A 24943-nucleotide genomic window follows, 5' to 3' on the forward strand; every position below is an offset into this window, starting at 1 on the left:
GGCACACCTTCGGGCTGCTCCAGGGCGCGACCGATAGGCAGTTCAGACCGTCAGACGGCGGCTGATCCCTCGTCGGCGGACAGGCTTCGGCGCAGGCTCGCGGGCCTCATGTCCGTCCAGGTACGGTCGAGGTGGGCGAGGCATTCGGCCCTGGGGCCCCGCGTCCCGGCCTCGACCCAGCCGGCGGGCAGCTCCCGCCCGACCGGCCAGATCGAGTACTGTTCCTCGCCGTTCCGCACTACGCGGAACTCGCGCCCCTCGTCATCGAACATGCCACTCCTTAAGCTTCCCGTGGCCGGCACCGGTACCTGCGAGCGGTTCTCGCGGCCCCGTCGGCCCCGGTCCGATGGCTTCTCTAGCTGTCTGCCGACAGCGCGAACCGTTCGGCCGCCTCGAGAAGCTTTTCCACGGCGGCGCCGGGGAAGTAGTTCTCGTTGCAGTGCGCGACGAGTTCCGGCCCCGTCTCGTACAGGTTCCACGCGACGACCACGGTCTCCACAAAACGCTTCCCGCCGGGGAAGTCCAGCTCGACGTACTCCCCCTCGGTTCCGGTGAAGGCCCGCAGGTTGTACGTGGACGGCGGCTGGTCGTTGAGACTGACGTACAGTCCCGCTTGCCGGTCCACCGCCATCAAAGTCTCGTTCCAGTGCCTTCCGGCGACGAGAAGCGGAACGCTGTACTCGAAGACGTCATGGGTGCGGAGGAACACCTCCCGAACCGTTTCTAGCGGGCTCCTGGTCTGCCGTCCGAGGTGCAGCGGGACGGTCTGGACGAACAGCCCGGCTGTCTCCGACGTGCCCGGCAGCATACGGCCGTGCTGGTTCACGGAGATGCCCGCCGGCGAAGCGCCGGTGACCTCCCGCATGGCGGCGAGCACACTGGAGGTGACCACTGCGAACGGGGTCGCCCGAGCCTCCAGCGAGAACTTGTGCACTCGCGACTTCGCGTCCGCCGGAAGTTCACGGGTGACTCGCCTGGGTCGATACGCGCCCGTGTGCTCGGCGCCGACCGAGAAGGGCGGAGGAGCCGTCCCGAACTCCCCGACGTAGGAGCGCCAGAACGCTCTGCGCTCCTCCCCCCACCTGCCGGAGAACAACCGGCGCTCCTCCGAGGCGAAACTCTGGTAGCTGCTGACGTTCGCGACGTCGCCGGCGTCGTCGACATCTCCGGAATCGCCGGCCAGAGCACGATCGTAGAATTCGGTGAAATCCGCCCGGATGCGGGCCCAGGATGCCTGATCGCTGATGATGTGGTCCATCGCGATCCCGAAGAGATGCCGTCGCTCCCCACGCTGCACGATGGCGATGCGCGAGAACCCGGGGCCGTCCAGGCTGAAGGGGGTGCCGAGGAACCGGCGCATCAGCTCGACAGCATCCGCGTCCGTTTCGGCGGTGTGGAATTCCACCTCGCTCAGCGCGTCGCCATGCGTGCATGCTTCATCCGCCGAAACGTAGGTCCGGCGCAGGACGTCGTGCCGCAGGCAGACCCGCCGCCAGGCATCGCGGACCGCGGAAATATTCAGTTCACCGGTGAGCCACATCGCCATGTAATGCAGGTTGTGCCAGTCGGCGAACTCTCCGGTCAGCCGGGCCATTTCCGTGAGCGAAGTCGGACCCCGGGAGGTCTTGACCTGGGATGCTGTCATTTACTGCCTCCGGGCACGCGACACTTACCGGGTTCAGCGATTGGCGCCTTCCGCACCGGTGCCCACCTGCCCCAGCTCACCTTCCAGGAAATCCGAGAGGCTTCGCGGCGAAGTGTAGGAAAAAACGTGACGCAGCTTCACATCGACACCGAGAGCATCATGAATCATGCCGGTGATCTGAAGGACGTGCAACGACGACCCGTCGTTCTCAAAGAGATCAGAGTTCTCGTCGAGGTCCGGTTTGCCAAGAACCTTCCGCCAGATATCGGTCAGGACCTCAACACGATCCGGCGCCTTTTGATCCTGTAGGTTCATGTCGGGATCTCCTCACGACTTCTTCGCGTTTTTCCGGTACGACAACGTGCAGGTTGCGGCGGAAACTTAAGCTACCGATCGACACGACGCGCCTGTACTGACATCGGTCAGGATCATGCCGACATGCCCGCGCCCGCTGCGGCCACGGCACAGCGTGGGGCAGTGGGACGTGTGGCCGGCCCTCGCGTGACGCGCTCCTGCCCCTCGCCGACACCGGCGGAATTACACCAGAACACTCACCTGGCAATAGGAGTGGTCGGACTCGGTCGCCGCCACCGTCGTGGTGATCAGCCGCATCGAGTGCCCGTAGAGGATGTGGTCCTTCTGAACACCCCTGGGCGTCGTGGGAGTTCCCTCGAACGCACTCAGATAACTACCGGTGAGCAGGACTTCTTTGAGTACCTCTTCTATCCGCCCGTGGTTCGCGTCAAGGGCAGCACATGCTGTACCGGCGCCGCCGATTTCCAACAGATCTGCCGTGAGCATGTCCCACATCCGTGCGAATACCGGTTCGGTGGGGCTCGCTCCGAAGTGATGCAGGGGGAAGCAGTGCCCGTTTATGAGACCGAGCTTCTGATCACCCAGATCTATCGATGCGACCACATAGCCCTTGTCGTGGAGGTTCCAGGGCTCACCACTCGGGCTGACCCCCTCCAGCCGGGGATTGGGAAACTGCCTGTAGACCATGTCCTCGATGGGAAAACGGGACAGGATGCCGAGCGACAGGGAAGCGTTCTCGGCCATATGTGACTCACTGGTGGGGAATGACCCCACATACGGATACCCGGCACATCGCGCCAGATATTCCGACTGGCCCTCCCGGTGTCCGTGATAATCATGAGCCTCTTGCAGACATACCACGTCGGGCGCGTGCTCTTTCAGTAGCGAGGCATAGTATTCGAGCGACGGACTTCGGCCGCGCTGATGAGACTCCCCGAGGATCCCGCCTCCGATGTTCCAGGTGGCGAGCTTCAGGAGTGTAGGGCTCATGAATGCATCCTGTGGAGAGAGGGAGGTCATTTATCGCTTCCCGGACGTCTTGGCTGAACGCAACGATCGCTCTGCCTCACGGAATCGACTGCTGAGCCGCTGATGAGAAAGGGTCGCCAGCACAAAGTCCCCAGGCGTGCGCTCACCCGTGCTCAGGTCGAGTGCCAATCGATGGTGAACGCGGTTGTACCGGCTCTCAAGACGCCGGATCGCGTCCCGGACCGGACCAGGATCGTCATGCAGCTGAATCAGCCCCTGGGACTGTAGCCAAACACTCCCGCTGCGGTACTTTGCCGCGGACATCGCAGCGGTCGGGTTCCTCTGGAGCACATCACAGTCGCGCCTGTCGACAAGAAACGAAATTCTGGCCTCTCCCTTGATGTCGATCACATCGAACCCGATCTGGCGACAGCGCAGGAGACCTTGGTGGCCGAAGCAGGCGACGTGTCCGTAGGTGGCAGTCACAGAGCGATATCCGCTCCTCGTGGCCTGCCGCGCCATGCCGAGGATCACCAGCTCGTCACGGGCCTCGCGCAGCTCCGGCTCGTCTTCCGTGTACTTCTCGTCCGGCCCCCAGAAGCCGTCGTGCGCGTTTCGTCCGGACGGCTGAGGCAGGTCGTCACTGCTGTACCTCGGTGCCAGCTCCTGGACGTAGGAAGCCGATCGGGATACGGGCTCATCCCCGAGTTCGTTACGAATGTGGTAGGCCAGGACCTCCAGTCGAATCCGCTCGTTCCGTTCGCGCTGGTCCCAGCTCGTATAGTTGCCGTCTGTCTGTTCCCCGGTCTTTCGCGTGCTGTACATCTCGGCCAGAGTACGGATCAGTTTGCGCTCGGGGTCCGGCGACTGTTTTACGAAGCCGCCCACTTCGAAGGATATTTGGCTTCCGATCCCGGCCGGCACGGAGAGCGCGACCATCGGATCAAGAGCTGTGGCCCTTGCCTTGATCCTGTTCTCCACCGTGCTCATGACCACGTTCCCGCCGACCGCGGCCGCCCAGACCGGCGTGACGCTCACGCCACCGTGTCCGGTGTGAACGGCCAGATGGACATACGGTCGATCGGGACTGGGAAGGTGCTTGGCGCGACCGTAGGGTGGTTGCAGGATGGAACACTCGTCTGCGGTGAGCGAGAGGCATTCCACCCTCTCGATCAGTGCGGCCACGCCGCGTGCGCGCTGCTTGATTTCTTCTCGCGCCGCACGGACCAGAGCGAGATCGTCTCCGGGGAGGTTCCGTCGCTGCGCGGCATTCTTGAACAATCGAGCTGATTCAACGGTAGGCGCCCGTCCGAGCTCCTCTATCGCACCCCGATCGTTTTCGCTGGTACTCGCACGAACCGGGACCGCGGATCCACCGGCAGCAAGCGCGCGTGGAAGGGGTGAAACCTCATGAGATTGCCGCACCTGCGCACTCTCCTAGACACCTGTCCTTGGCTGTGAGGCCGACCGGAATCAGTCGAGCCAGGTCAGGAAGTGCTCCAGCTCTTCCCGCAGTTGAGCGACGGACGGCCGCTGCACCTCGATCTCGGTCTTGGCCCGCTCACCGACAGGGGCCGTCCGGTAGACATTCGTGAAGTCCTCCACGGCGGGCTGCTGCAGGACGAGCGACGCCGCCGCCTTGCCGGCGGATCGGGAGATGCAGTGCAGCACCTCGTGATCGATGTGGTAGACCGTTCCGGCCGGCAGAAGCGCCTCGAACACGCTGGCCAGTTGCTCCTTGCCCTGCGCTTCCAGGGAGAAGGTCTTCCCCTGCCCGATCGGCAGGTACTTGAAGTGGTGGTACTCGGTGCCAGGGCCGATCTTGAACTCCTGGGCAAAGTACTCGCCGACCACGAGCGCGGTCGTGAAGTCCCAGCGATGCGAGTGGATGTCCTCCGTGATGGTCCCCGAAGCGTTCGGCTGCGGGTGCCACATGTGCAGGCGCAGCCGCCAGGGCTTCTTGTCACCGGCGAGCAGCACGAGCTTCAGGAAGTTGTTGGCGTGGTAGTACGAGCGGGCGGCTATGTCGGCGAGGGCGGCCTCGTCAGAGATGATCTGGCCGATCAGGGACCGGAGTTCCTTCGGTTCGGCAAGATTGCGGACCACCGACTCCGACCCCTGGAAAGTCGTGCCGCGCCCGCTGTCCATGACCACTTCCAGGTGGTCCTTGATTTCTTGCAGGGTCGCCTCTGTTAGAACCTGCGCCATGACCTGAGTCTCCCTTTCTGGGTGCTGGCGATCCAGCGACTTGGTGGGTGTGGAAAGGCAGGACCCTGTGCGACGGTCGCCTTCTGCTTCGGGGGCCTGCGAACCGATCCGGGGCTACTCCCCGCCGAGGGCGATCAGGAATTCAGGGGAGCCTTCGAACTTCGATCGGCCTTGGGCCATGATGATGTTGTCGGTGATCAGCAGATCGCCGCGATCCCAGGGGACACCGGTCCGCACCGAGTCGTAGGCGTGCTGAATGGCGGTCAAGTCCTCCTCGGACAGCGGCGATCCGTCACCGAAGAAGGTGTTCATCGGCAGGTACTCACCGAACGCGTCGGTCATGATGTCCCGCTCGACCGGATCCAGATTGCCGGCGTTGAGGAAGGAGATCTGGTTGAACCAGCACTCCTCCCCGGTCGCCGGATGATCGATGAAGCCGGGCCGGTGGCGCACCGTGTACAGCGTTCCGTCGGGGAGCCATTCGGGTTCGATTCCCGTGGCCTCGAAAAGCTCGTCGAGTGCCGCGCGGTCCGCCACGGAGAACGCTTCCTGCCAGGTGATGCCGAACCCCTCGTGGAAGGACCGGGCCATGGTCCAGCCGCCCGCCCGGACACGATCGGCGAGGTGCGCCGGCAGATGGTCGGCAATCCGGCGGGTATCACTGAGGTACGACTGCCCGGCGCCGTCCGGCGGGGTGATGCACGCGGTGAGTACCACCGAGGGGAACGTCCTGCTGAACGAGCTCTCCTGGAAAGGGCAGATGACCCGGTCGTTCGGCCAGTTGATCGGCGAGAGGATGCCGTTTCCGAAGTCGCTGCGGTTGTTGAACGCCTCGGTGGGTGTGTGGCCGGCGATACCCAGGGCCTCTCGCGCCTTGGCGAGACTGTCCGGTCCGTCCAGGGGGAGGCCGTGGACGAGAACCGCTCCCCGGACCAGCATGTGGTCACGAAGGGTCGCCGCCATGTCGTGCAGCCACGAGAACGGCGCGTCGCCCGGGGCATCGAAGGAAGAGACGACCGCTTCCTGCCGCATGGGGACGGTCTCGCTCACTTGATCTCCTCCTGTTTGACTTGACTGTCGGGACCCCGGTGAGGCGACCGTCGGCCGATGTCCGAACGCGCCGGAAGATCCCGCTCGACACCACAGGTCCGCCGGCCCCTGCGGCCCGCCGCTTCAGCCGTTCGGTTCAGCGATGTGCCGCGGCGGCGATCTCGACGGCGTCGCTGAACTTCTGGAGCGCTTCCGCGGTGTCCTCGTCGGTGATCGTCAGCGGGGGCGCGATCCGGATCACCCCGCGCTCGTGACGCGTCATCACTCCCGCCTGGGCCGCGGCCGTCGCGACGGCGGCTGCGGACTCCGGGCTGTCGGCCTCGACGGCGACCACCAGTCCGAGACCGCGGACATCGGTGATCAGCGGGCTCGACTCGAGTTTGCGCAGACCCTCCAGCAGCGTGGCGCCCTGGGTCGCGGAGTTCTCGACGAGCTTCTCGTCGGCCATGACGTCGAGCACGGCGTTCGCCACATTGCTCGCGACGGCGTGGCCGCCCGTGGTGTGCCCGTAGCGCAGGCCCTGGGCGATGGGCTCCCGGACGAACGTCTCCTTGATCGACGAGGTGACCGTCACCGCGGCCAGCGGAAGGTACCCGCCACTGATTCCCTTGCTCATGGTGACGATGTCCGGCGTGATCCCGTCATGGTCGAATCCGAACATCCGGCCGGTGCGGCCGAATCCGCAGAACACCTCGTCGAGGATGAGCAGCGCTCCGTGCCGGTCGCACAGCTGACGGAGCCTGGCGAGGAATCCTGCCGGAAGCACGACGCAGCCGCCGAGGCCGAGGAGCGGCTCGACCATGACCGCCGCGGCGGGCGGTCCGGTCTCAAGTGCCTTCGCGAACAGCGCGATCAACGCGTCCGCGCTCTCCTCGGTCCGCATCGCGCGCGGTGCGGCGGGCAGGGCGATGTGCTCGATCGGGAAGGGCGGGGCCCATTCGCTGGCGGTGAACGGCAGGCCCGAGAGCTGCTGAGCCAGGTAGGTCGTACCGTGGTAGGCCGCTTCGAAGGTGATGACCCGGTTGCGGTCCTCACCGATGTTGCGCCAGTACTGGAGCGCGATCCTGAGGGCCGCCTCGGTGGCCTCCGAGCCACTGTTGAGCAGGCAGGTCTCGTTCAGCTCGCCCGGCAGGAGCTCGGCCAGCCGCGTTGCCAGCGTCTCAGCGGGATCGTGGCTCGACACCATGGGGTCGTAGTGGACCAGTTGCTCGAACTGTCGGGTCGCGGCTTCTATCAGCCGCGGATGCCCGTGCCCGCAGGACGCGTTCAGAACACCGGAGATTCCGTCCAGGTACCAGTTGCCTTCCGCGTCGCGGACGCGGTTGCCCCGTGCCTCGACGATCCGCAGCGAGCCCGCCTGCTGGGTGATCGGCGTCCAAGGTCGCCACAGTGAACTCGTTGAAGTGGAACTGTGCATGTGTCAACTCTCCAGGGACCAGTCGTCGGGTCTTCAAAATTTCCGCTCGGGAAAGCTCGAGATTGCCGTGGTGAGCCAGTGGCGCCAGCGGGTGCCGAATTCCTGGGCTCCGTAGCCGGCGGTCTTCTCGTCGAGGAGGAGCCGGAGTTGAAGTTCCTCGTCGCGGACCTGTGCGGCGGCCATGAACGAGCACACCTCAGGGGGGCGGCTGTGGGTCGACGTGACTTCGACGGCCGGGACCCCCGCGATGCGCACCGTGCGCTCCGCGGCGTGCGTGTAGCTGAGCAGCGCCGTGACCGAGCCGGAGAACGTGGAGCCGAGAGCGGTGACCGCGGGGAACGGCACGTCCGCGTGGTCGATCTCCCGGTACCAGCTCCTGACGAAGTCGTCCGCGGCGTCCGGTGCCCGCCGCGCCCCGGGCGGGTCGAGCGAGATGACGGTGTTCATGAAACACCCGACAACGTCGGCGTACGCGGCGTTCCTTCCGCCCCACGGGTAGCCGATGACGCTGGGACCCGGCTCCGCGACGTCTCGCAGGGCGCGATGGATCGAGAAGAGAACGTAGGGGAACAAGGAGCCGCGAAAGGAACGTGGGACAGCGACGCCCGGGAGCGTATCGATGGGAATGACCCGGGTGGACCTCCCAGGCGGCCGGGGGAATTCACCGGCGGCTTCCAGACGGGCGGCCCAGAATTTGATTCCGGGTCCGTTCGCGGCCGCGTCCTCGAATGCTTTCCGGTCGTGGATGGCGGCTTGATAACGCGCCGGCTGGCTGTCGTCAGGGGCCGACGGGGCGGCCAGTTGCCGCTTGATGAGCAGCATCGACTGTTCGTCGACCAACGCGTGATCGAGAACCAGCAGCAGGTTGTCACTCTCGGGCGAGCGTATGAGACGCGCCGCCATTGCCGCACCGTCCAGGGAGGTCTCGAATTCCTCGATCACCTCCGCCACGCAGCCCGGCACGGCATCCCCGCTCGCTGCGTGGAGTTCGGCGAAGTCGCATTCGCCCGGGTACCACTCCTGGTAGGCGGCGCCGCGGGAGAACCTGATCCGGTAGGACAGTGCCGGGTTGCTGAGCAGCACGGATTGCAGGACCTGACGTACGTCTGCCGTCGACAGCTGAGCCGGCGACGCACGGAACATCAAGGTGACGGTGCCTCTCCGACCCGCGCGCTGCGCGTCCAGGCCGAAGGTCAGTTGTGCGCTCAGCAAGGGAAGCCTGTCGGTCATACGGTCTCCCCCCGTTTCGGCCGTGAGTCGTGTTCTGCGGCCTCGTACTGGCTCGATGCTGAGAATCCAGAAAGGCGGCCGACTACTACCGGCCGGTCAGCGGGCCTGTCGTTATACGACGGGAGGTGGAATAACCGCAGCACCACACTCCTGCCCGCTGCAACTTGAACTCAGTTTGCACGGACCTTGGCTCTCCGAAGTCCTAACAAGTAACAGGACCGGAGGTCTGACTCGGTTGAACCGGCCCTGCTAGGTTGGCGCCGTGACTGAAGTAGCGAGGGATTTAGCGGATGTAGAGTCGAAGACAGATGGTCCGAGCCTATGGCGGCAGCGGGATTTCCTCCTGCTGTGGAGTGGTCAGACCGTCAGTGAGATTGGATCGGCTGTCACGCGGGTGGCTTTGCCGCTGGTCGCGGTCGTCGCACTCAAGGCGAGCACGTTCCAGGTCGGGTTGCTGACCGCCGCCACCACTCTGGCGTTCGCGGTGATCGCGCTGCCGGCCGGCGCGATCGTGGACCGCCGCCCCAAGCGGTCCATCATGATCGTCTGTGATCTGCTGCGCCTGCTGATCCTCGGCTCGATCCCGGTGGCGGGCGCGTTCGACGTCCTGACGATGAGTCAGCTGTATCTGGTGGCGATCGCGGCCGGTGTGTGCACCGTGTTCTTCGACGTCGCCTACCAGAGCTACCTTCCCTCCCTGGTCCGCACCGAGGACCTGATGGCCGCCAACGGCAAGCTCGGCACCACCCAGGCGTTCGCGCAGCTCGGCGGACCGAGCCTGGGCGGCGGCCTGGTCGGGCTGGTGGGCGCCGCCGGTGCGGTGATCGCCGACGCCCTGTCGTACGCCGTCTCGATGCTGGCGATCCTCGGCATCCGGCGCCGGGAGGAGCCACCGCCCCCGCCGCCGGCGGACGAGCCGCTGCGCCGCCGGATCACCGAGGGCCTGCGCTTCGTCTTCGGGCACTCGATCCTACGGCGGGTCGTGATCTGCACCGGCGCCGGGAACCTGTTCTCCGGTATGACCTCGGCGCTGGCCATGGTGTTCCTGATCCGTGTCCTGCACGTGAGTCCCGCGCTGACCGGCCTGATCATGGCGGGCTCCGCGATCGGCGCGATGGCCGGCGGACTGTTCGCCGGCCAGCTCGCCAGGAAGATCGGCTCGGCGCGCGTCATCTGGATGTCGATGCTGGTCTTCAGCGCGCCGCAGGTCATCGCGGCGGCCGCCTGGCAGGGCTGGGGAGTGCTGCTGTTCCCGCTGGGCTGGGGCGTCACGGGCTTCGCCTTCATGGTCTACAACGTCGCCCAGGTCAGCTACCGGCAATCGGTCACGCCGCCCGAGCTGATGGGCCGGATGAACGCGGCAGTCCGCTGGGTCGTGTGGGGCACGCTGCCGCTCGGCAGCGTCCTCGGCGGCACACTCGGCACGCTGATCGGCGTACGCCCCGCCCTCCTGGTGGCCTTCATCGGCTCCTGGGCGGCCGGCTGGTTCGTGTTCTTCTCCCCGCTCCGCCACATGCGCGACATCCCCCCGACCACCGCGGGTTGACGATGAGCACGTGATCTCGCACGGTCACGATCGGCGCTGAGTCTCTGTCACCGACAGGAGTCGTCGACTGACCTGCGGCGCGCCTTCTGACGAGCGCGCCGCTGCCTTCGGAGCGAGCAGGACCACCTCGGCTGCCCCGAACCCCGCTCCGGCGAACGGCTCGTGGCCGACGGCCTGCGAGTCGGGGCGGCGCCGACAGCTTCAGCGACCGTCTGGCGCTCCTCGGCACTCGCTGGTTCGACACTAGATCATGAGGGCTGATACATGGCTATGGGTTTCACCTCGGGCATCGCGGACTTCGACCAGAAGCAGTTCGACGCTCTCGACACAACGGCCGGTGCCGCGTCCTCCTACAGCCGACTGCGTCAGCTTGAACAGGACGCCAGGTGGACCGGTCGTTACCTCGGACAATTCGACGGCGACGAGGTCAGGGCGGCCATTCCGGTCTATCGGTACCGCATGCGATCGTGGCCCGACCCGTCATATGACCCCCGTTCATGGGGTCTTCCGGGCGGCATCGCTGACGAGTGTTCCCCCAGGGCCTCGTTGATGGTCGGCGGATGCATCGACCGACGCACCGGATTCCACGTCGACGCGGAAACAAGGACGCCCGGCAAGTTGCGGAAGCTTCTCGTCGAAATAGCCAGGTACGCCGCCGACGAGGATATGTGTCTGACGTTCCCCTACATGTACGCCGACGCGAAGAGCGCGCTGGCCGCCGCGACCGATGACCGCGTCATCTGGGCCGAACTGGCGCGTGAAGCCCACCTTCTCGGTTTGTCCGACCCTGGGTGGGAGAGCACTCTGTCATCCAAGACCCGGTACAGGCTCCGCCAGGATCAGCGCAGGATCGCAGCGGTACCGATGACGGTGGGCGAAGAATCCTGGGACGAAGTCGACGCCTGGGCCTCCGGGTTGATCGCCGAGCACAACTCCGGAAAGGGAGCACACGAACACCCCGAGTTCGTGAGTTTCCGGTACTCCGGCTGGCAGGACAATCCCGATATCGGCCTGATGGCGTTCACGGCCCGGACGGCCGACTTGCGCGGTGTGGAGACGATCCTGCTCTGGGGCAACGAGTTGGAGGTCTACGAGATCGCCTTGACCGGCGAAGAGAGCGACGAGCGCTTTGCGCTGTACCTCAACCTGCTCTTCCACCTGCCCATCCAGTACGCGCGGGCTCGAGGGATCGACCACATTCGTCTCGGCTCCAAGACGGAGACACCGAAGGCGTTGCGGGGAGCGGTGTTCGAGAACCTGTACGGCGGGGTCCTCAGCAGGGCCGAGACGAAGCGGCTCGCCCACAGCGGATCATAGGACCGGGGCGGCTGGTACCCGCCGGCAGCCATGGAGAAGGGGCCGCACGGCGGGATGCCATCGCGTCACGAAGGCTGCGGCCTCGAACGCTTGAGGTCGGGAAGCAGACCGAGGTGTTCCTCCCGCACCAGGTCGAACCGGAGCGAGAACGCCACCAGGGCCTCGCGCTTGGAGTGCATGCGGCCTTCGTCCACGTACTTGGCCCACTGACTGACCGGAAGCTTCTGATCCGTCAGGTAGTCGATGTGGTAATTGATGCTGCTGCGGTTCGCACCCCTGAACTGCTTGATCCCCTTGAGCCGTTCGACCACCTCCTGCACGGAGGGCACGGCGGCCATGGAGGAACCGCGCAGACGCGGCTCGCACAACGCGACGAGAACGGCGAAGTATTTGCTCGCCGGGTCCAGCCTCGACATTGCGGACTCGGCCACCGTGGCGGCCTCGTCGGGCCCGAGCAGGCGCGGCGGCGGAGTGAAGACGGTGAGTTCGCTGATGCTCGCGCCGGACGGGATCAGAACGCGCGACATCTCGAACGGGATCACCATGCCCAGCTGACGGGGGCGTGCCTTGACCAGTTCGGTGCCGCCCTCCAAGTTCTCGATGACGAAAGTGGTACTCGTCGTGAAGTTCGAGAAGAGGAGATGATGGTCGGAAACCTCGAATGCGCCGATGCTGGGCGTAGCGCCGGGCTGGAATTCTCCGGTGTAGCTTGATATGCCGAAGTCCAGTCGATCGCCGACCTTCAGATTGATCCTTTCCTTGGCGCTGGGTCCGCCAGGATGGCGGGTCTTGTTCCGCCAGGTCACGATCACTTCTACATCGGCTTCGATCTTGGTGTGCATGAAGAGCGTCTTCCTGTCTTCCTCGACCACTTGTGGGGGTTTCAAGGCGGACCCGGTGCCGATCAGCATGTCCGTTGACACTGCAAAGAGGAAAAAGAGGAGATGGAGCCCTTCAGGAGGATCTGGATACCCTCCTGCGGATTCGCATCCGGCGAGTAGCCGGGAAATACCGGATCTCCAGCCAGCCTTTTGCCTCGCTGCGAAATCGGTCGCCTCCCTCGACCGTCCATTTCACTCGCGGTGCACGAGCGCACGGTCGATCACGCGCGCCCCCTGGGCGGGCTCGATCGAGCCCGCGTCGTCCCGGCTCCGGATACGCGGCCACCCACCGCTCACCTCAGGCACACTGCCTGCCGAGACGATCTTGAAACGCCGGCGTCTGCTGACTGCTACGCGTTCATCCCGAGCAGTCGACGCGACGGCGTCACTGAGAAATCCCTGATTGGATCACCGGCTCGGGCGATCTATCGGGCTGTCCGAAACAGGACATGTCAGTTGGCTGAAAAGGCGGCTGGTCGACTGAGCGATCCGGCGGCGAGGTCCAACACCTCGCGATGGCCACGCTCATCGAGCGTGCCTTGGTCCCGGACGGCGACCACAGCCCGAGCGGTAGCCACCGGGTCAGGGATGGCTACCACTGGCTGAAGAGACTTTCTTGCGCTCTTCATCTTAATTTTTCACCCCGTGTGTTCATTGCCCTTGCCGAAGGCGCCATTCCGGCGGTCTCCGGCGGTAGGTCGACGCGCCATTTGCGCGGCGAACCAGATGCGTCGACCAAATGGATCTCAACGGAGAAACCCTGGTCGATTTTCGCATTTTGGAAAAATTCAAAAAAGTAGTCACTTGCACCCTTGAAGGGGCATCGGCAACGTAGTGGACAACTCTCGTCATCCGCACGTCATCGCAGCTCACCCCCTTGAGCAAAAGGTGCCCGGCAGGGCACCGCCAGACCGGCCCATCACGCCGATCACGCCGAAGGCCAGTTCGATCGGGCGAATTTTCCTCTGTCTCGATACTGGACGCGATGGAGCGATGTCGGTTATCCATCCATGGTCAGGTCGGTGCACATCCGCGGGCAAGGGCGGTTTTCAGTCATTCGACTGATCGAGCCTTTTCCACGTTGCCACTCCAGGGTGAGGTTCACCGCAGAGATCGGCCCCATTCGATTACGTGTTCTGCGCGCAGCCGATCCCGACTACGTCCCGCCGGACGGCGTTCCCGGACGTGCCGGAGGCGAGCGCTTGACGGCGGCCGTCGCTCAGGCGCGGGAAGCCCCGACGGAGGTGCCGAAGCCGGCCGCGATCGGCACGGCGGGGACGAGTCGGCGCAGGTAGAGCGGCCGAACAGGCGCACGCGGGCGTGATCGGAGCCTGGACGACGGTCGCCCGCCGAGGCGACGATGCGCCCCCGTTCGACCGGCGCGCGAGGCAGGTCGAGTGCGCCAGGACGAGTGCGGCATGACGAGAAGTCAACAGCCCTTCCACGCGCAGGAGTTGAGAGCTCAATCATTTTTCGCAACAGCCCGCGAGCTTTGTCCGTTACGGGCACCGATCCCTCACCCGGACAGCGCTCACGCTGGAATGCTCCGCTTTTCCGCCTCCCGGGCTCAGCCGCCTTTGCCCACGCCTGGTACGCAGCAAAGGGACTTGCCACTCATCTGCACACAGACGCCTCGGCCCTGAGTCGCCGACACTCCGTTGAGCCGCCTCTCGGACCGCCCTTCGCCTCCGTCACCGAGCGCGTCGTCATGAACAGAGCGCACAACGCCGAAGAATGACTGCGCAGCCGCCGCGTCACTCCTGGGCAGGCGTTCTGACGGCCCGGGCAGAAGCCGTACCGCCGGCGTGCGCCGGTCCGCGAACATCGAATACAGGCCCACTTCAGCGCATCCGTACCGCACCGGGTCCGCTGGTTCGATGCAACAGCCACGCACCGGAAATCGCTTTCTACGGGTTCGGGCGGCGAGGAGAAACGCAGGTGTGGATTCGGACACGCTGCGGGCTTGAACTGAGGACACGCGATTCCTGCCTGCGGGACGCCACTCGCGCGTGGACCCGGCTCCGGGGCGCCTCCCGGTCCGCGTGATCACCAGTGGCGCGGCCGTCCGCGCGGTAAGGCGCGGCCCCGCGCGTGCTGTTCAGGGTCGCGAGCACCGCGTGGCCCCAGGGCAGGTCGCGCACCCGTCGTTCGTCCTCGGCGGCGGCGTGAAACTCACGACGACTGCTCTGCGCCCCCAGGACGGGCACCCCCGGCTGTACGGCGGTGGGACGACGAGGCCCACATCACCTCCAGCGGGGGCCGTCCAAATGATCACCGCTCGCCGCCGAATGTGAGTAGGCACGCTGCCGCGCCGTGCTGATCACCAAGGACGTGCACATTCCGGCGGCGTGAACGCCTGGTGGGTGGTGCGGATCTGCCCCAGACCGGCTGGGGCGAGGGGGCAGCCGCCCGGTACGGCTTCAGGCGTGTCCGGTGGCTGCCGCCAGGGCCGGGATGTCGTCCTCGTAGGTCAGGTAGCGGCCGGTGAGGTGGTCGGCGTCTCCTCGGATCAGGCGCAGCAGGTTGGCGATGGCCTCGTCGAGCGGGACGTAGCGGCCGGCCTCGCGCTGTGCGTCGAACCAGGACGAGAGGCGGCGCTGCCAGAGGTCGTCACTGTCCCGCATCTCGGGTGCGGGTGCTCCGAGGCCGACGTTCACGATCCCCGGGTGGTAGCTGAACGCGGTGATCCCGTGCGGCAGCAGCTCGATGGCAAGGTTCTCGGTGAGCTTGTTCACCGCCGACTTGGAGACGGAGTAGGCGCTGACGTACGGCCAGCGCGTGTGCCCGGCGTGGCTGGAGATCGTGACGACCCGCCCGTGGCCGCGCTCGATCATGCCGGGCAGCACCGCCCGGCAGGCGGCCAGCGGGCCCTCCAGGTTGACCTCCAGGGTGTGCCGCCACTCGGCCGGGGCATTCTCCCAGGCCGGTCCGACCGGTCCCGGCACACCGGCGTTGTTGACCAGGACGTCGATGCCGCCGAGCCGTTCGGTGGCCAGCTTGACGGCAGCGGCCAGTTCGGCGTCGTTGGTGACGTCGGCGACGGCCGTGACAACCTCGGGTGCCCCGTCGAGACCCGCGGCGGCGCCGGGCAGTGAGTCGGCGGTCCGCGTGGTGAGCACGAGGTGCGCGCCCGCCGCGTGCACGGCCTCGGCGAGGGCCCGGCCGAGGCCGCCGGCCGCCCCGGTCACCAGGACCCGCAGGCCGCTCAGGTCCATCGTGTCTTGAGACATCACAACCTCCATGGAGAGTTTCTGGGGGTTTGGCCGAGGCATCGCCGGTCGGTGGGGTGGTGGGGGTAGCCCCGCGCCTGGGGGACCGCACCCGTCGCCCCTGCCTTCAGGCGCCCGGCTCCGCCGGGGCCGTCAGCACCTGGTGGAGGTGATCGGCCAGGGCCTGCGGCGCGGGGTGGTCGAACACCAGCCTGGCGGGCAGCCGTAGACCGGTCAGCGCGCCCAGCCGGTTGCGCAGTTCGACCGCGGTCAGGGAGTCCAGACCGACCTCGTGCAGGCTCCGGTCCGCAGGCACGGCCTCGGCGCCCTGGTGGCCGAGGAGTTCGGCGGCTGCCGCGCGCACTTCGGCCAGCAGCCGCTCGGCCCGGTCGGCCGGCGGCAGGTCGCGCAGGCGCAGGGCTGGTGCGGAGGGGGCCGGTCCGGCGGGTACGAGGCCGCGCAGCAGCGGGGGCGCCCCGCGGGTGCGCAGCCTGGCGACGTCGAACCGGGTGAGGGCGAGGGCGGCGTCGTCCTGCCGCAGCGCCTCGTCGAAGAGGGCCAGGGCGAACGTGGTGGGCATGGGCACGGTGGAGTCCGGAAGGGTGCCGTCCTGGTCGCGCTCGCGCAGCACGGAGGTCATGCCGGACGCCTCCTCCCACAAGCCCCACGCCTGCGACTGTGCGGGCAGCCCGCTTGCCCTGCGGTGCGCGGCGAAGGCGTCCAGGAACCCGTTCGCGGCGGCGTAGTTGCCCTGTCCCGGGCTGCCCAGCACACCGGCCAGTGAGGAGAACAGCACGAAGGCGGCCAGCTCGGTGCCCTTCGTCAGCTCGTGCAGGTGCAGCGTGCCGTCGAGTTTGGGGCGCAGCACCTCTTCCACCTGGTCGGGGGTCATCCCGGTGACCACCCCGTCCGCGAGCACCCCGGCCGCGTGCACGACGGCGACCAGGGGGTGCGCGTCGGGCACCAGGTCGAGGGCGTCGGCGAGGCTGCCGCGGTCGGCGACGTCACAGGCGGCGACGGTGACCTCGGCGCCCAGCCCGGTCAGCTCCGCGATGAGCGGCTCGGCGCCGCGGGCGCCCCTGCGGCTGGTGAGCAGGAGGCTGCGGACGCCGTATTCGGTCACCAGGTGCCGTGCCAGGAGCGAGCCGAGCGTGCCGGTGCCGCCGGTGATCAGGACTGTGCCGCAGCTGAGGTCCGGCCGGGCGCCGCGCCCCGGGGTGACCCGCTCCAGTTCCGGTGCCTGGAGCCGCCCCGCGCTGATCCGCACGTACGGCCGTCCGGCTGCCAGCGCGTCGGCGAGCCGTGCCGAGGAGCGGGGGTCGTCGTCCGTCTCGATCTGGAGGAGTCGTCCGGGGTGTTCGGACTGCGCCGACCGCACCAGGCCGCGGGCCGCCGCGTGCGCCAGGTCGTCGCTGCGGGTCAGCACGACGAGGGGGACGTCGGCCGGATGATCGGCCGCCAGCCAGTGCTGGACGTGGGACAGCGCGTCCAGCGTCGCCTCCCGGACGTCGCCGGGCGCGGGGGTGCACAGGACGGCGTCGGCGTCGGCGAGGTCGACCAGGTCGGCGGTGACCCCCAGATGGTCGGTGCCCAGCAGGGCCCACTCCGGTGCGGATGCCGCCGTGGCGGAAATGTCACTCCACCGTGTCCGGTACACCGAGTCCGTCGGCAGTGTGCCCGACAGCTCGCGCAGGGCCACCGTGCGGGTGCCCAGCGTTCCCCGGAACAGCGGTTCGCCCTCGGCCGTGGTGAGGGTCACGGTGAACTCGTCCTGGCCGGCGGGTGCCAGGTGGGCGTGGGCGTGGGTGGCGTGACGGTCGCCGGCCCACACGTCGCGCCACACGAACGGCAGCGCTGTGTGGCCCTCCGGGACCGGTTGGGTCAGGGCGAGGGCGTGCAGGGCGGCGTCGCCGAGCACGGGGTGCAGTCCGGGGCCGGCGAACCTGCCCGGTGCCTCCTCGGGCAGACGCAGTTCGGCGAAGAGTTCACCGTCTCGCCGCCACAGCCTGCGCAGGGCCTGGAACGCCGGACCGTACTCGTTGCCGCGCCCGGCCAGGGACGCGTAGTCGACGGCGATCTCCTCGGCGTCGGCCGGGCGCGGTGCCGCGGCGGACGGCTCGTCGCACGTGTCGTCGATCGTGCCCTGTGCGTGCCGTCGCCACGGGCTGCCGGCCCGCTCGGGCCTGCTGAAAACCTCCACGGTGCGCCGGGCCGGGTCCGCCACGACCTGGAGCTGCGTCGTGCCCTGCCGGGACAGGGCCAGGGGTGCCTCGATGACCAGTTCGGCGAGTCCGGTGCCGCCGCCCGCGTGCGCGGCGCGCACCGCGAGGTCCAGCAGGGCGGTGCCGGGCAGGATGCAGGTGCCGTTCACCGCGTGGTCGGCCAGCCACGGCTGGTCGGCCGGCGAGATGCGGCTGCCGGCCACGAGTTCGCCGCTGCGGGCGGAGTCGACCACCGTGCCGAGGAGCGGGTGGCCGGTGCCCGCCGTGGGTGTGGCGGTGGACGTGAACCAGAACCGCCGCCGCTGGAACGGGGTGGTCGGCAGGGGCATCGGCCGCCCGCTGCCGGTGGTGAGGCGCACGCCGTGTGTACCGCGCGTGTACAGCTCCGCGGCGGACATCAGGAGTCGTGCGGGGCCGCCGTCGTGGCGGCGCAGGGTTCCGGTGACGGCCCCGACCCTGCCGCTCTCCTCCAGCGTCTGTTCGATCCCCGAGGTCAGCACCGGGTGCGGGCTGGGCTCCACGAAGACCCGGACACCCTGCTCGACGAGGTGCTCGACGGCCGGCTGGAAGAGCACGGGCTGGCGGAGGTTGCGGAACCAGTACTCGCCGGTCAGCGTGGAGTCGCCGACCCAGTCCAGGTCCACGGTGGAGTACATCGGCACCGACGGCGCGCCGGTGCGCACCTCTCCGAGGCGGGCCACCAGCTCCTCGCGCAGCGGCTCCATCATCGGGCAGTGCGAGGCGACGTCGACGCGGATGCGGCGGGCGTGCAGACCGTCCAGCGCGCACTCGGTGAGCAGTCCCCTGACCGCCAGGTCGTCACCGGAGACCACGCTGGACGACGGACCGTTGAGCGCGGAGATCCAGAGCCGGTCCGGCCAGCGCTCCAGCAGCCACTCCAGCTGTGCGCGCGACGCGGACACCGACGCCATGCCAGCCCCGGGGGCGAGTTCGGCGATGACCTGGCTGCGCACCACGACGACGCGGGCGGCCTCCTCCAGCGACAGCGCGCCCGCGACGTACGCGGCGGCCACCTCGCCCATGGAGTGGCCGAGTACCACGTCGGGTTCGACGCCGCGGGAGCGCCACAGGGCGGCCAGCGACACCATCACCGAGAACAGCGCGGGATGGATGCGGTCCGGCCCTTCCAGCGGGTCGTCACCGGCCAGCAGCTCGGTGAGTGACCAGTCCACGTGGGGTTTGAGCGCTCGTTCGCAGGCCTGGACGGATTCGGCGAACACGGGTTCGCCCATCAGCTGAGCGGCCATACCCACCCACTGCGTGCCCTGCCCGGGGAAGACGAACGCCACTTTCCCGTCCACCTCGGACATTCCAGCGACGACGTTCTGCGCGGGCTTCCCCTCGGCGACGGCCCGCAGCCCGGCGAGCAGTTCGTCGCGGTCGCCGCCGACCACGACGGCACGGTGGGCGAAGTGGCCGCGGGTGGTCGCGAGCGCGTGCGCGAGGTCCGCGGGTGCCGCGTCCTGGGCGACCGGGAGCAGCCGGGCCGCCCAGTCCCGCAGCCGCTCGGGGGTCTTGCCGGACAGCGTCCAGGCGACGGCGGGCGATGCGGTGGCGGGCGCCGGTGCGGGTTCCTCCGGCGGCGCCTCCAGGATCAGGTGGGCGTTGGTGCCGCTGACCCCGAAGGAGGAGACGGCCGCGCGCCGCGGCCGTCTCAGCTCCGGCCACGGCATGCTCTCGGTGAGCAGCCGGACGTCTCCCGACGCCCAGTCGACGTGCGGCGACGGCTCGTCCACGTGCAGGGTCTTCGGCAGGGTGCGGTGCCGCATGGCCTGGACGATCTTGATGACGCCACCGACCCCGGCGGCGGCCTGGGTGTGTCCGATGTTGGACTTCAGCGAGCCGAGCCACAGCGGTGTCTCGCGGCGCTGCCCGTAGGTGGCCAGCAGAGCGCCGGCCTCGATCGGGTCGCCGAGCCGGGTGCCGGTGCCGTGGGCCTCGACCGCGTCCACGTCGGACGGGGTCAGACCGGCGTCCTGGAGGGCGAGCCTGATCACCTGCTGCTGTGCCGTACCGCTGGGCGCCGTCAGGCCGTTGGACGCGCCGTCCTGGTTCACCGCGGAGCCCCGCAGCACGGCCAGCACCGGGTGCCCGGCGCGACGGGCGGCGGACAGCCGTTCCAGTACGACCATCCCGACGCCCTCCGCCCAGCCGGTGCCGTCCGCTGTCGCGGCGAACGCCTTGGCCCGGCCGTCCACGGACAGCGCGCCCTGCCTGCTGTACTCCACGAACGTCTGCGGCGTCGCCATGACGGCCACTCCACCGGCCAGCGCGAGTTCGCACTCGCCCCGGCGGATCGACTGCGCCGCGAGGTGAAGGGCCACCAGGGAGGAGGAGCACGCGGTGTCGACGGTGAGCGCGGGACCACGCAGCCCCAGCACATAGGAGATCCGCCCGGAGGCGGCGGCGCCGACCGTGCCGGTGCCGAGGTAGCCCTCCAACTCGGGGGGCACCCGGTCCGGATCGGTGACGTAGTCGTGGTGGATCAGCCCCGCGTACACCCCGGCTCGCGCGCCGCGCAGGGAGGCCGGGTCGATGCCGGCTCGCTCCAGAGCTTCCCAGGAGGTCTCCAGCAGCAGCCGGTGCTGCGGGTCCATTGCCAGCGCCTCGCGCGGCGAGATCCCGAAGAACTCGGGGTCGAAGTCGGCCATGTCGCGGAGGAATCCGCCCCGCCGGGTGCGGGAGGTGCCCCGTCGGCCGGGATCGGGGTCGAACAGTCGGTCGAGGTCCCATCCGCGGTCGTCGGGGAACTCGGAGGTGGCGTCGACGCCGTCGGCGACCAGCCGCCACAGTTCGTCGGGGGAGGTGACCCCGCCGGGATAACGGCATCCCATGCCCACCACCACGACGGGGTCGTCGTCGGTGCTCGTCGCCCGCGGCTCGGACGAGCCGGTGAGCTCGTGGCGACCGGTGAGTTCGGCTTGCAGGTACCCGGCGATCGCCCGCACCGACGGGTACTCGAAGGCGAGGGTCGTGGGAAGGCGCAGCCCCACGGCGGCGGCGATCCGGTCCCGCAGCCGGACCGCGTCCGCCGAGGTGAGCCCGTGGTCGCGCAGGGCCCGGTCCGGCTCGACGCCGTCGATACCGCCCATGACCTCGCCGACCTCGCCCGCGACGAGGTCGACGAGCGTTCTGGAGAGGTCGCTGCCGGTGATCCCGGCGAGATCCGCCCTGGCCGGCAGCCGGTCCGACGGGGCGGCGGGTTCGGACCACCCGGCCGCGACCAGGGTGCTGCCCGGCCGGGTCAGCGCGACGTCCACGGCGTTGCGGACCCGGTGGTCGGTCAGCCCCTCGGCCAGCACCAGCGTCGTGGGGGCGGCCCCGGCGACGGCGAGCGTCACGGTCGTACCGGTGACCGTGACGGTGGCGCCGGGCTCCGAGCCGGTCAGGTCCCCGAGCCGGGCCCCGTGACCGGCCAAGAGGTGACGGGCTATCAGGTCCGCGAGGTCCCCGGCATCTCCCGCCAGGACCACGTCACGGTCGGCGAGCGGGCCGGCTCCGGCGGGCGCCGCCGTACCCGGAACCGGGTTCAGTGCACCGCCGGCGCCCATGAGGTGCAGGCCGGGGTGGGGGCCGGCGACCGCGAGCAGCCGGCCGGGCAGTTCGGCGAGCGCCTTGCGCGCGATCTTGCCCGTGGCCGTCCTCGGCACGGCGGCCACGGCCCGGACCTCCACCGGCACCTTGAAGTAGGCGAGGTCCCGGCGGCACCGGGCGAACAGCTCCGCGCAGTCGAGGCCGTCGCCTTCGGGGACGACCAGCGCCACCGGGACCTGGCCGAACTCCTCGTCCGCCGCCGCCGTCACCGCCACGTCACGCACGCCCGGCACCCGGGTGAGCACCGCCTCGATCTCGGTGGGGTGGACGTTCTCCCCTCCCCGGATGATGACGTCGTTGCGCCGGCCGGTGATCCAGAGGTAGCCGGCGTCGTTGCGGCGAGCCAGGTCACCGGTGCGGTACCAGCCGTCGCGCAGGACCTCCGCGGTGGCCTCCGGCTGGTTGTGGTAGCCCAGCATCACGTTCGGGCCGCTGACCCAGACTTCGCCCTCCTCGCCGACGGGCACCTCGGCGCCGGTGTCCGGGTCCGTCACCCGCAGGTCGAGGCCGGGCACCGGCTGACCGCACGAGCCGGGCACCCGCTCGCCGTCCGGCCGGGTGGCCGTCATCGTCCCGCTGGTCTCGGTGCTGCCGTAGCTGTCGCTGAGCCGGACCCCGAAGGCGGCCTCGAACGCCTCGGCGAGCGCGGGCGTGCTGACCGCGCCCGCGATGAAGCACACGCGCAGCGCGGGCAGCGTGAGTCCCTCCGCACCGGCGGCCTGAACCAGGTTGTGGTAGATCGTCGGCACACCGACCAGGAAGGTGTAGGGCTGGGAGCGCAGTTCGTCGAGGACCTCGGCGGCGGAGAGTCCCGGCATCAGGTGCGCCGTGGCGCCGACCGCGGTCACGCCGACCACGCACAGGTGGTGGCCGAGGGTGTGGAACAGCGGCAGCGGAAACAGCAGCGTGTCCGCCGGGGACAGCTCGACCATCGGGACGTAGCAGTTGGCGACGTTCCACAGTGCGGCGCGCTGGGTGGACAGCACGCCCTTGGGGCGGCCCGTGGTGCCCGAGGTGTAGAGCAGGAACGCCGGCTCGTCCACGCCGAGATCGTCGCGGGCCGGGACGTCCGGCTCGCGGGTGGCCAGGTCCTCGTACGACAGCGTGCCCCGGGCGTCGCCGGCCACGACGAGGTGGCGTGGTCCGGGCGGCAGCAGCGCGCGCACCTGCTCGGCGTGCGCGGCGTCGGTGATCACCACGTGGGCGTCGCTGTCGGTGAGCACGTACAGCAGTTCCGCGTCGGAGGAGTGCGGGTTGACCGGCACCCCGACGCCGCCGGCGCGGTTGACGGCCAGGTAGCTCTCGACCATCTCCACACGGTTGCCCAGCAGGATCGCCACCCGGGCGCCCCGGGGCAGGCCGAGGGCGACCAGGTGGCCGCCGAGCCGGGCGGTCCGCCGTTCCAGCTCCGTGTAGGTCACCTCCCGCCGTACGTCGGAGTAGGCGACCTTGGTGCCGCGCAGCGCCGCGTGGGTGCGCAGCAGCTCGGGCAGCGGTCGTATCAGGTCGGCACGGTCGGTCGCGGACATGTCCGCCCCTTCTCGCGATGCGGTCATGAGAGCGCTCCCGTCACCGGCTCGACGGCGTCGAGAACCGCGCCCGAGCCGACGAGTTCGACGGCACGGTCGACCTCGGGCGCCAGATACCGGTCCGGTCCGGGGCCGCCCGCGCCGGAGGACCTCAGCAGCGCCACGACCGCGCCGGTGGCGGCCGCCGGTGCCAGCGGGGCGCGCAGGTCGAGTGCGCGGGCGGCGGTGAGGATCTCGATGGCGACGACGCGGGTGAGGCCGTCGACGGCACGCCGGAGTTTGCGGGCGGCGCCCCAGCCCATGGACACGTGGTCCTCCGCCATGGCGCTCGTCGGTATGGAGTCGACCGACGCGGGTGCGGCCAGGCGCTTGAGCTCGGCGACGATCGCCGCCTGGGTGTACTGGACGATCATGTAGCCGCTGTCCACGCCGGGGTCGTCGGCGAGGAACGCCGGCAGGCCGTGGTTGCGGGCGGTGTCCAGGAACCGGTCCGTGCGGCGTTCGCTGATCGAGGCGACGTCAGCGGTCGCGATGGCCAGGAAGTCGAGTGCGTAGGCGACGGGTGCGCCGTGGAAGTTGCCGTTCGACGCCACGCGTCCGTCGCTGTGGAGCACGGCCGGGTTGTCGACGGCCGCGGCCAGCTCGCGCCCGGCCACCGTGGCGGCGTGCTCGACGGTGTCGCGGGCGGCGCCGTGCACCTGGGGCGAGCAGCGCAGGGAGTAGGCGTCCTGCACGCGGGTGCAGTGCGGCCCCCGGTGGGAGGCGACCACATCCGAACCGGCCAGGATCGCGACCAGGTTGGCCGCGGAGGCGGCCTGGCCGGGGTGGGGGCGCAGGGCCTGGATCTCGGGCGCGAACGCCTTGTCGGTCCCGAGCAGCGCTTCGACGGACATGGCGGCGGCGACGTCCAGGGTCTTGAGCAGCCGCCGCAGATCGGTGATCGCGAGGACGAGCTGGGCCAGCATGCCGTCGGTGCCGTTGATGAGGGCGAGGCCCTCCTTCTCGCACAGCTCGACCGGGGCGAGGCCGACGGCGGCGAGCGCCTGGGAGGCGGGGACGAGTAAGCCCGCCGCGTCGCGCACCTCGCCCTCCCCCATCAGCGCCAGCGCGCAGTGGGCCAGCGGTGCCAGGTCGCCGGAGCAGCCGAGGGAGCCGTACTCACGGACCACCGGGGTGATCCCGGCCGACAGCATGGCGGCGAGCCGTGCCGCGGTCTCGGCGCGCACGCCGGTGTGCCCGGTCGCGAGCGTGGAGAGCCGCAGCAGCATCATCGCGCGGACGACCTCCCGTTCGACCTCCTGCCCGGAGCCGACCGCGTGGGAGCGGACCAGGGACCGCTGGAGCTGGGCCCGCAGCTCCGGCTGGATGTGCTGGGTGGCCAGCGCGCCGAATCCGGTCGAGATCCCGTACGACGGTTTCGACGCCGAGGCGAGTTCCTCCACCACGGCCCTGCCCTTGTCCAGCGCCGAGAAGGCGTCGTCGCCGAGAGAGACCGTCGCGCCGTCCCTGGCGACGGCGGCGACATGAGTGAAGGAGAGCGGCCCGGCCCCGACCGTCACGGTCTGACGCGGCGTGCTCATCGGGCCGCCACGTCGGCGTGGACGACGACCACGTCGGTCAGGGCGGCGTGCCCGGGACGGGATCCCCGTGCGAGCTGTTTGTTCATCGCGTCTCTTCCTATCCAACTGGTCGTGGCGACAGCGGGCTGTGGCCGCAGCAGTGGTCCACGGGCGGGAGGCACGGTCCGTGCACGGGTGCTCGCCGACCGCGTCGTTCATCGAGAAGCCGAC

General features: G+C 68.9%; 16 protein-coding genes. 3 read left to right on the forward strand and 13 right to left on the reverse strand.

All coding sequences use genetic code 11. The features are described from left to right. Positions 1–50: 50 nt before the first annotated feature. The 9 genes from ACFU95_RS35870 to ACFU95_RS35910 all read right to left on the reverse strand — a co-directional run bounded on the left by ACFU95_RS35870 (position 51) and on the right by ACFU95_RS35910 (position 8834). Complete coding sequence (locus tag ACFU95_RS35870; protein WP_383836835.1) at positions 51–272, reverse strand: MbtH family protein; 222 nt, start codon at positions 270–272, stop codon at positions 51–53. Between the two features lie 83 nt (positions 273–355). Further along, complete coding sequence (locus ACFU95_RS35875; protein ID WP_383836838.1) at positions 356–1594, reverse strand: condensation domain-containing protein; 1239 nt, start codon at positions 1592–1594, stop codon at positions 356–358. A gap of 84 nt (positions 1595–1678) precedes the next feature. Beyond that, the gene (locus ACFU95_RS35880) at positions 1679–1960 is read right to left on the reverse strand and encodes an acyl carrier protein (protein WP_383836840.1); all 282 of its coding nucleotides are present in this window, start codon (positions 1958–1960) and stop codon (positions 1679–1681) included. A gap of 222 nt (positions 1961–2182) precedes the next feature. Further along, positions 2183–2950, reverse strand: coding sequence for an endonuclease/exonuclease/phosphatase family protein (locus ACFU95_RS35885; protein ID WP_383836843.1), 768 nt, complete (start codon positions 2948–2950; stop codon positions 2183–2185). A gap of 30 nt (positions 2951–2980) precedes the next feature. After that, the gene (locus ACFU95_RS35890) at positions 2981–4210 is read right to left on the reverse strand and encodes a hypothetical protein (protein WP_383836846.1); all 1230 of its coding nucleotides are present in this window, start codon (positions 4208–4210) and stop codon (positions 2981–2983) included. Between the two features lie 192 nt (positions 4211–4402). Further along, the gene (locus ACFU95_RS35895; RefSeq protein ID WP_383836849.1) at positions 4403–5137 is read right to left on the reverse strand and encodes a hypothetical protein; all 735 of its coding nucleotides are present in this window, start codon (positions 5135–5137) and stop codon (positions 4403–4405) included. A 114-nt stretch (positions 5138–5251) separates the two neighbouring features. After that, a complete protein-coding gene (locus ACFU95_RS35900) occupies positions 5252–6187 on the reverse strand; it encodes a TauD/TfdA family dioxygenase (protein ID WP_383836852.1) in 936 nt (311 codons plus the stop codon). 136 nt (positions 6188–6323) lie between these two features. Continuing rightward, the gene (locus ACFU95_RS35905) at positions 6324–7604 is read right to left on the reverse strand and encodes an aspartate aminotransferase family protein (RefSeq protein ID WP_383836855.1); all 1281 of its coding nucleotides are present in this window, start codon (positions 7602–7604) and stop codon (positions 6324–6326) included. A gap of 33 nt (positions 7605–7637) precedes the next feature. Continuing rightward, positions 7638–8834 (reverse strand): hypothetical protein, encoded by a 1197-nt coding sequence (locus tag ACFU95_RS35910; RefSeq protein ID WP_383836858.1) that lies wholly within the window; start codon positions 8832–8834, stop codon positions 7638–7640. A gap of 262 nt (positions 8835–9096) precedes the next feature. On the opposite strand from ACFU95_RS35910, the gene ACFU95_RS35915 reads away from it, so the two are divergent. Continuing rightward, the gene (locus tag ACFU95_RS35915; RefSeq protein WP_383836861.1) at positions 9097–10380 is read left to right on the forward strand and encodes an MFS transporter; all 1284 of its coding nucleotides are present in this window, start codon (positions 9097–9099) and stop codon (positions 10378–10380) included. Positions 10381–10644: 264 nt separating this feature from the next. Continuing rightward, the gene (locus ACFU95_RS35920) at positions 10645–11697 is read left to right on the forward strand and encodes a hypothetical protein (RefSeq protein ID WP_383836864.1); all 1053 of its coding nucleotides are present in this window, start codon (positions 10645–10647) and stop codon (positions 11695–11697) included. 65 nt (positions 11698–11762) lie between these two features. Here ACFU95_RS35920 and ACFU95_RS35925 read toward each other — a convergent pair whose 3' ends face one another. Continuing rightward, positions 11763–12608 (reverse strand): hypothetical protein, encoded by an 846-nt coding sequence (locus tag ACFU95_RS35925; RefSeq protein WP_383836867.1) that lies wholly within the window; start codon positions 12606–12608, stop codon positions 11763–11765. Between the two features lie 485 nt (positions 12609–13093). Between ACFU95_RS35925 and ACFU95_RS35930 the strand changes: the two genes are divergently transcribed. Further along, a complete protein-coding gene (locus ACFU95_RS35930) occupies positions 13094–13378 on the forward strand; it encodes a hypothetical protein (protein WP_383836870.1) in 285 nt (94 codons plus the stop codon). Positions 13379–14998: 1620 nt separating this feature from the next. On the opposite strand, the gene ACFU95_RS35935 is transcribed toward ACFU95_RS35930, so the two are convergent. From ACFU95_RS35935 to hutH, 3 genes are all read right to left on the reverse strand, one after another. Beyond that, on the reverse strand, positions 14999–15808 hold the full coding sequence (locus tag ACFU95_RS35935) for an SDR family oxidoreductase (RefSeq protein WP_383836873.1): 810 nt from the start codon (positions 15806–15808) through the stop codon (positions 14999–15001). Between the two features lie 106 nt (positions 15809–15914). Beyond that, entirely contained in the window at positions 15915–23180 is a 7266-nt protein-coding gene (locus tag ACFU95_RS35940) for an SDR family NAD(P)-dependent oxidoreductase (RefSeq protein ID WP_383836875.1), read from the reverse strand. Continuing rightward, the gene (gene hutH, locus ACFU95_RS35945) at positions 23177–24733 is read right to left on the reverse strand and encodes a histidine ammonia-lyase (protein WP_383836878.1); all 1557 of its coding nucleotides are present in this window, start codon (positions 24731–24733) and stop codon (positions 23177–23179) included. The genes ACFU95_RS35940 and hutH overlap by 4 nt, the downstream gene beginning before the upstream one ends. Between the last annotated feature and the right edge of the window lie 210 nt (positions 24734–24943).

The organism is Streptomyces sp. NPDC057623, assembly GCF_042800355.1.
Lineage (GTDB): Bacteria > Actinomycetota > Actinomycetes > Streptomycetales > Streptomycetaceae > Streptomyces.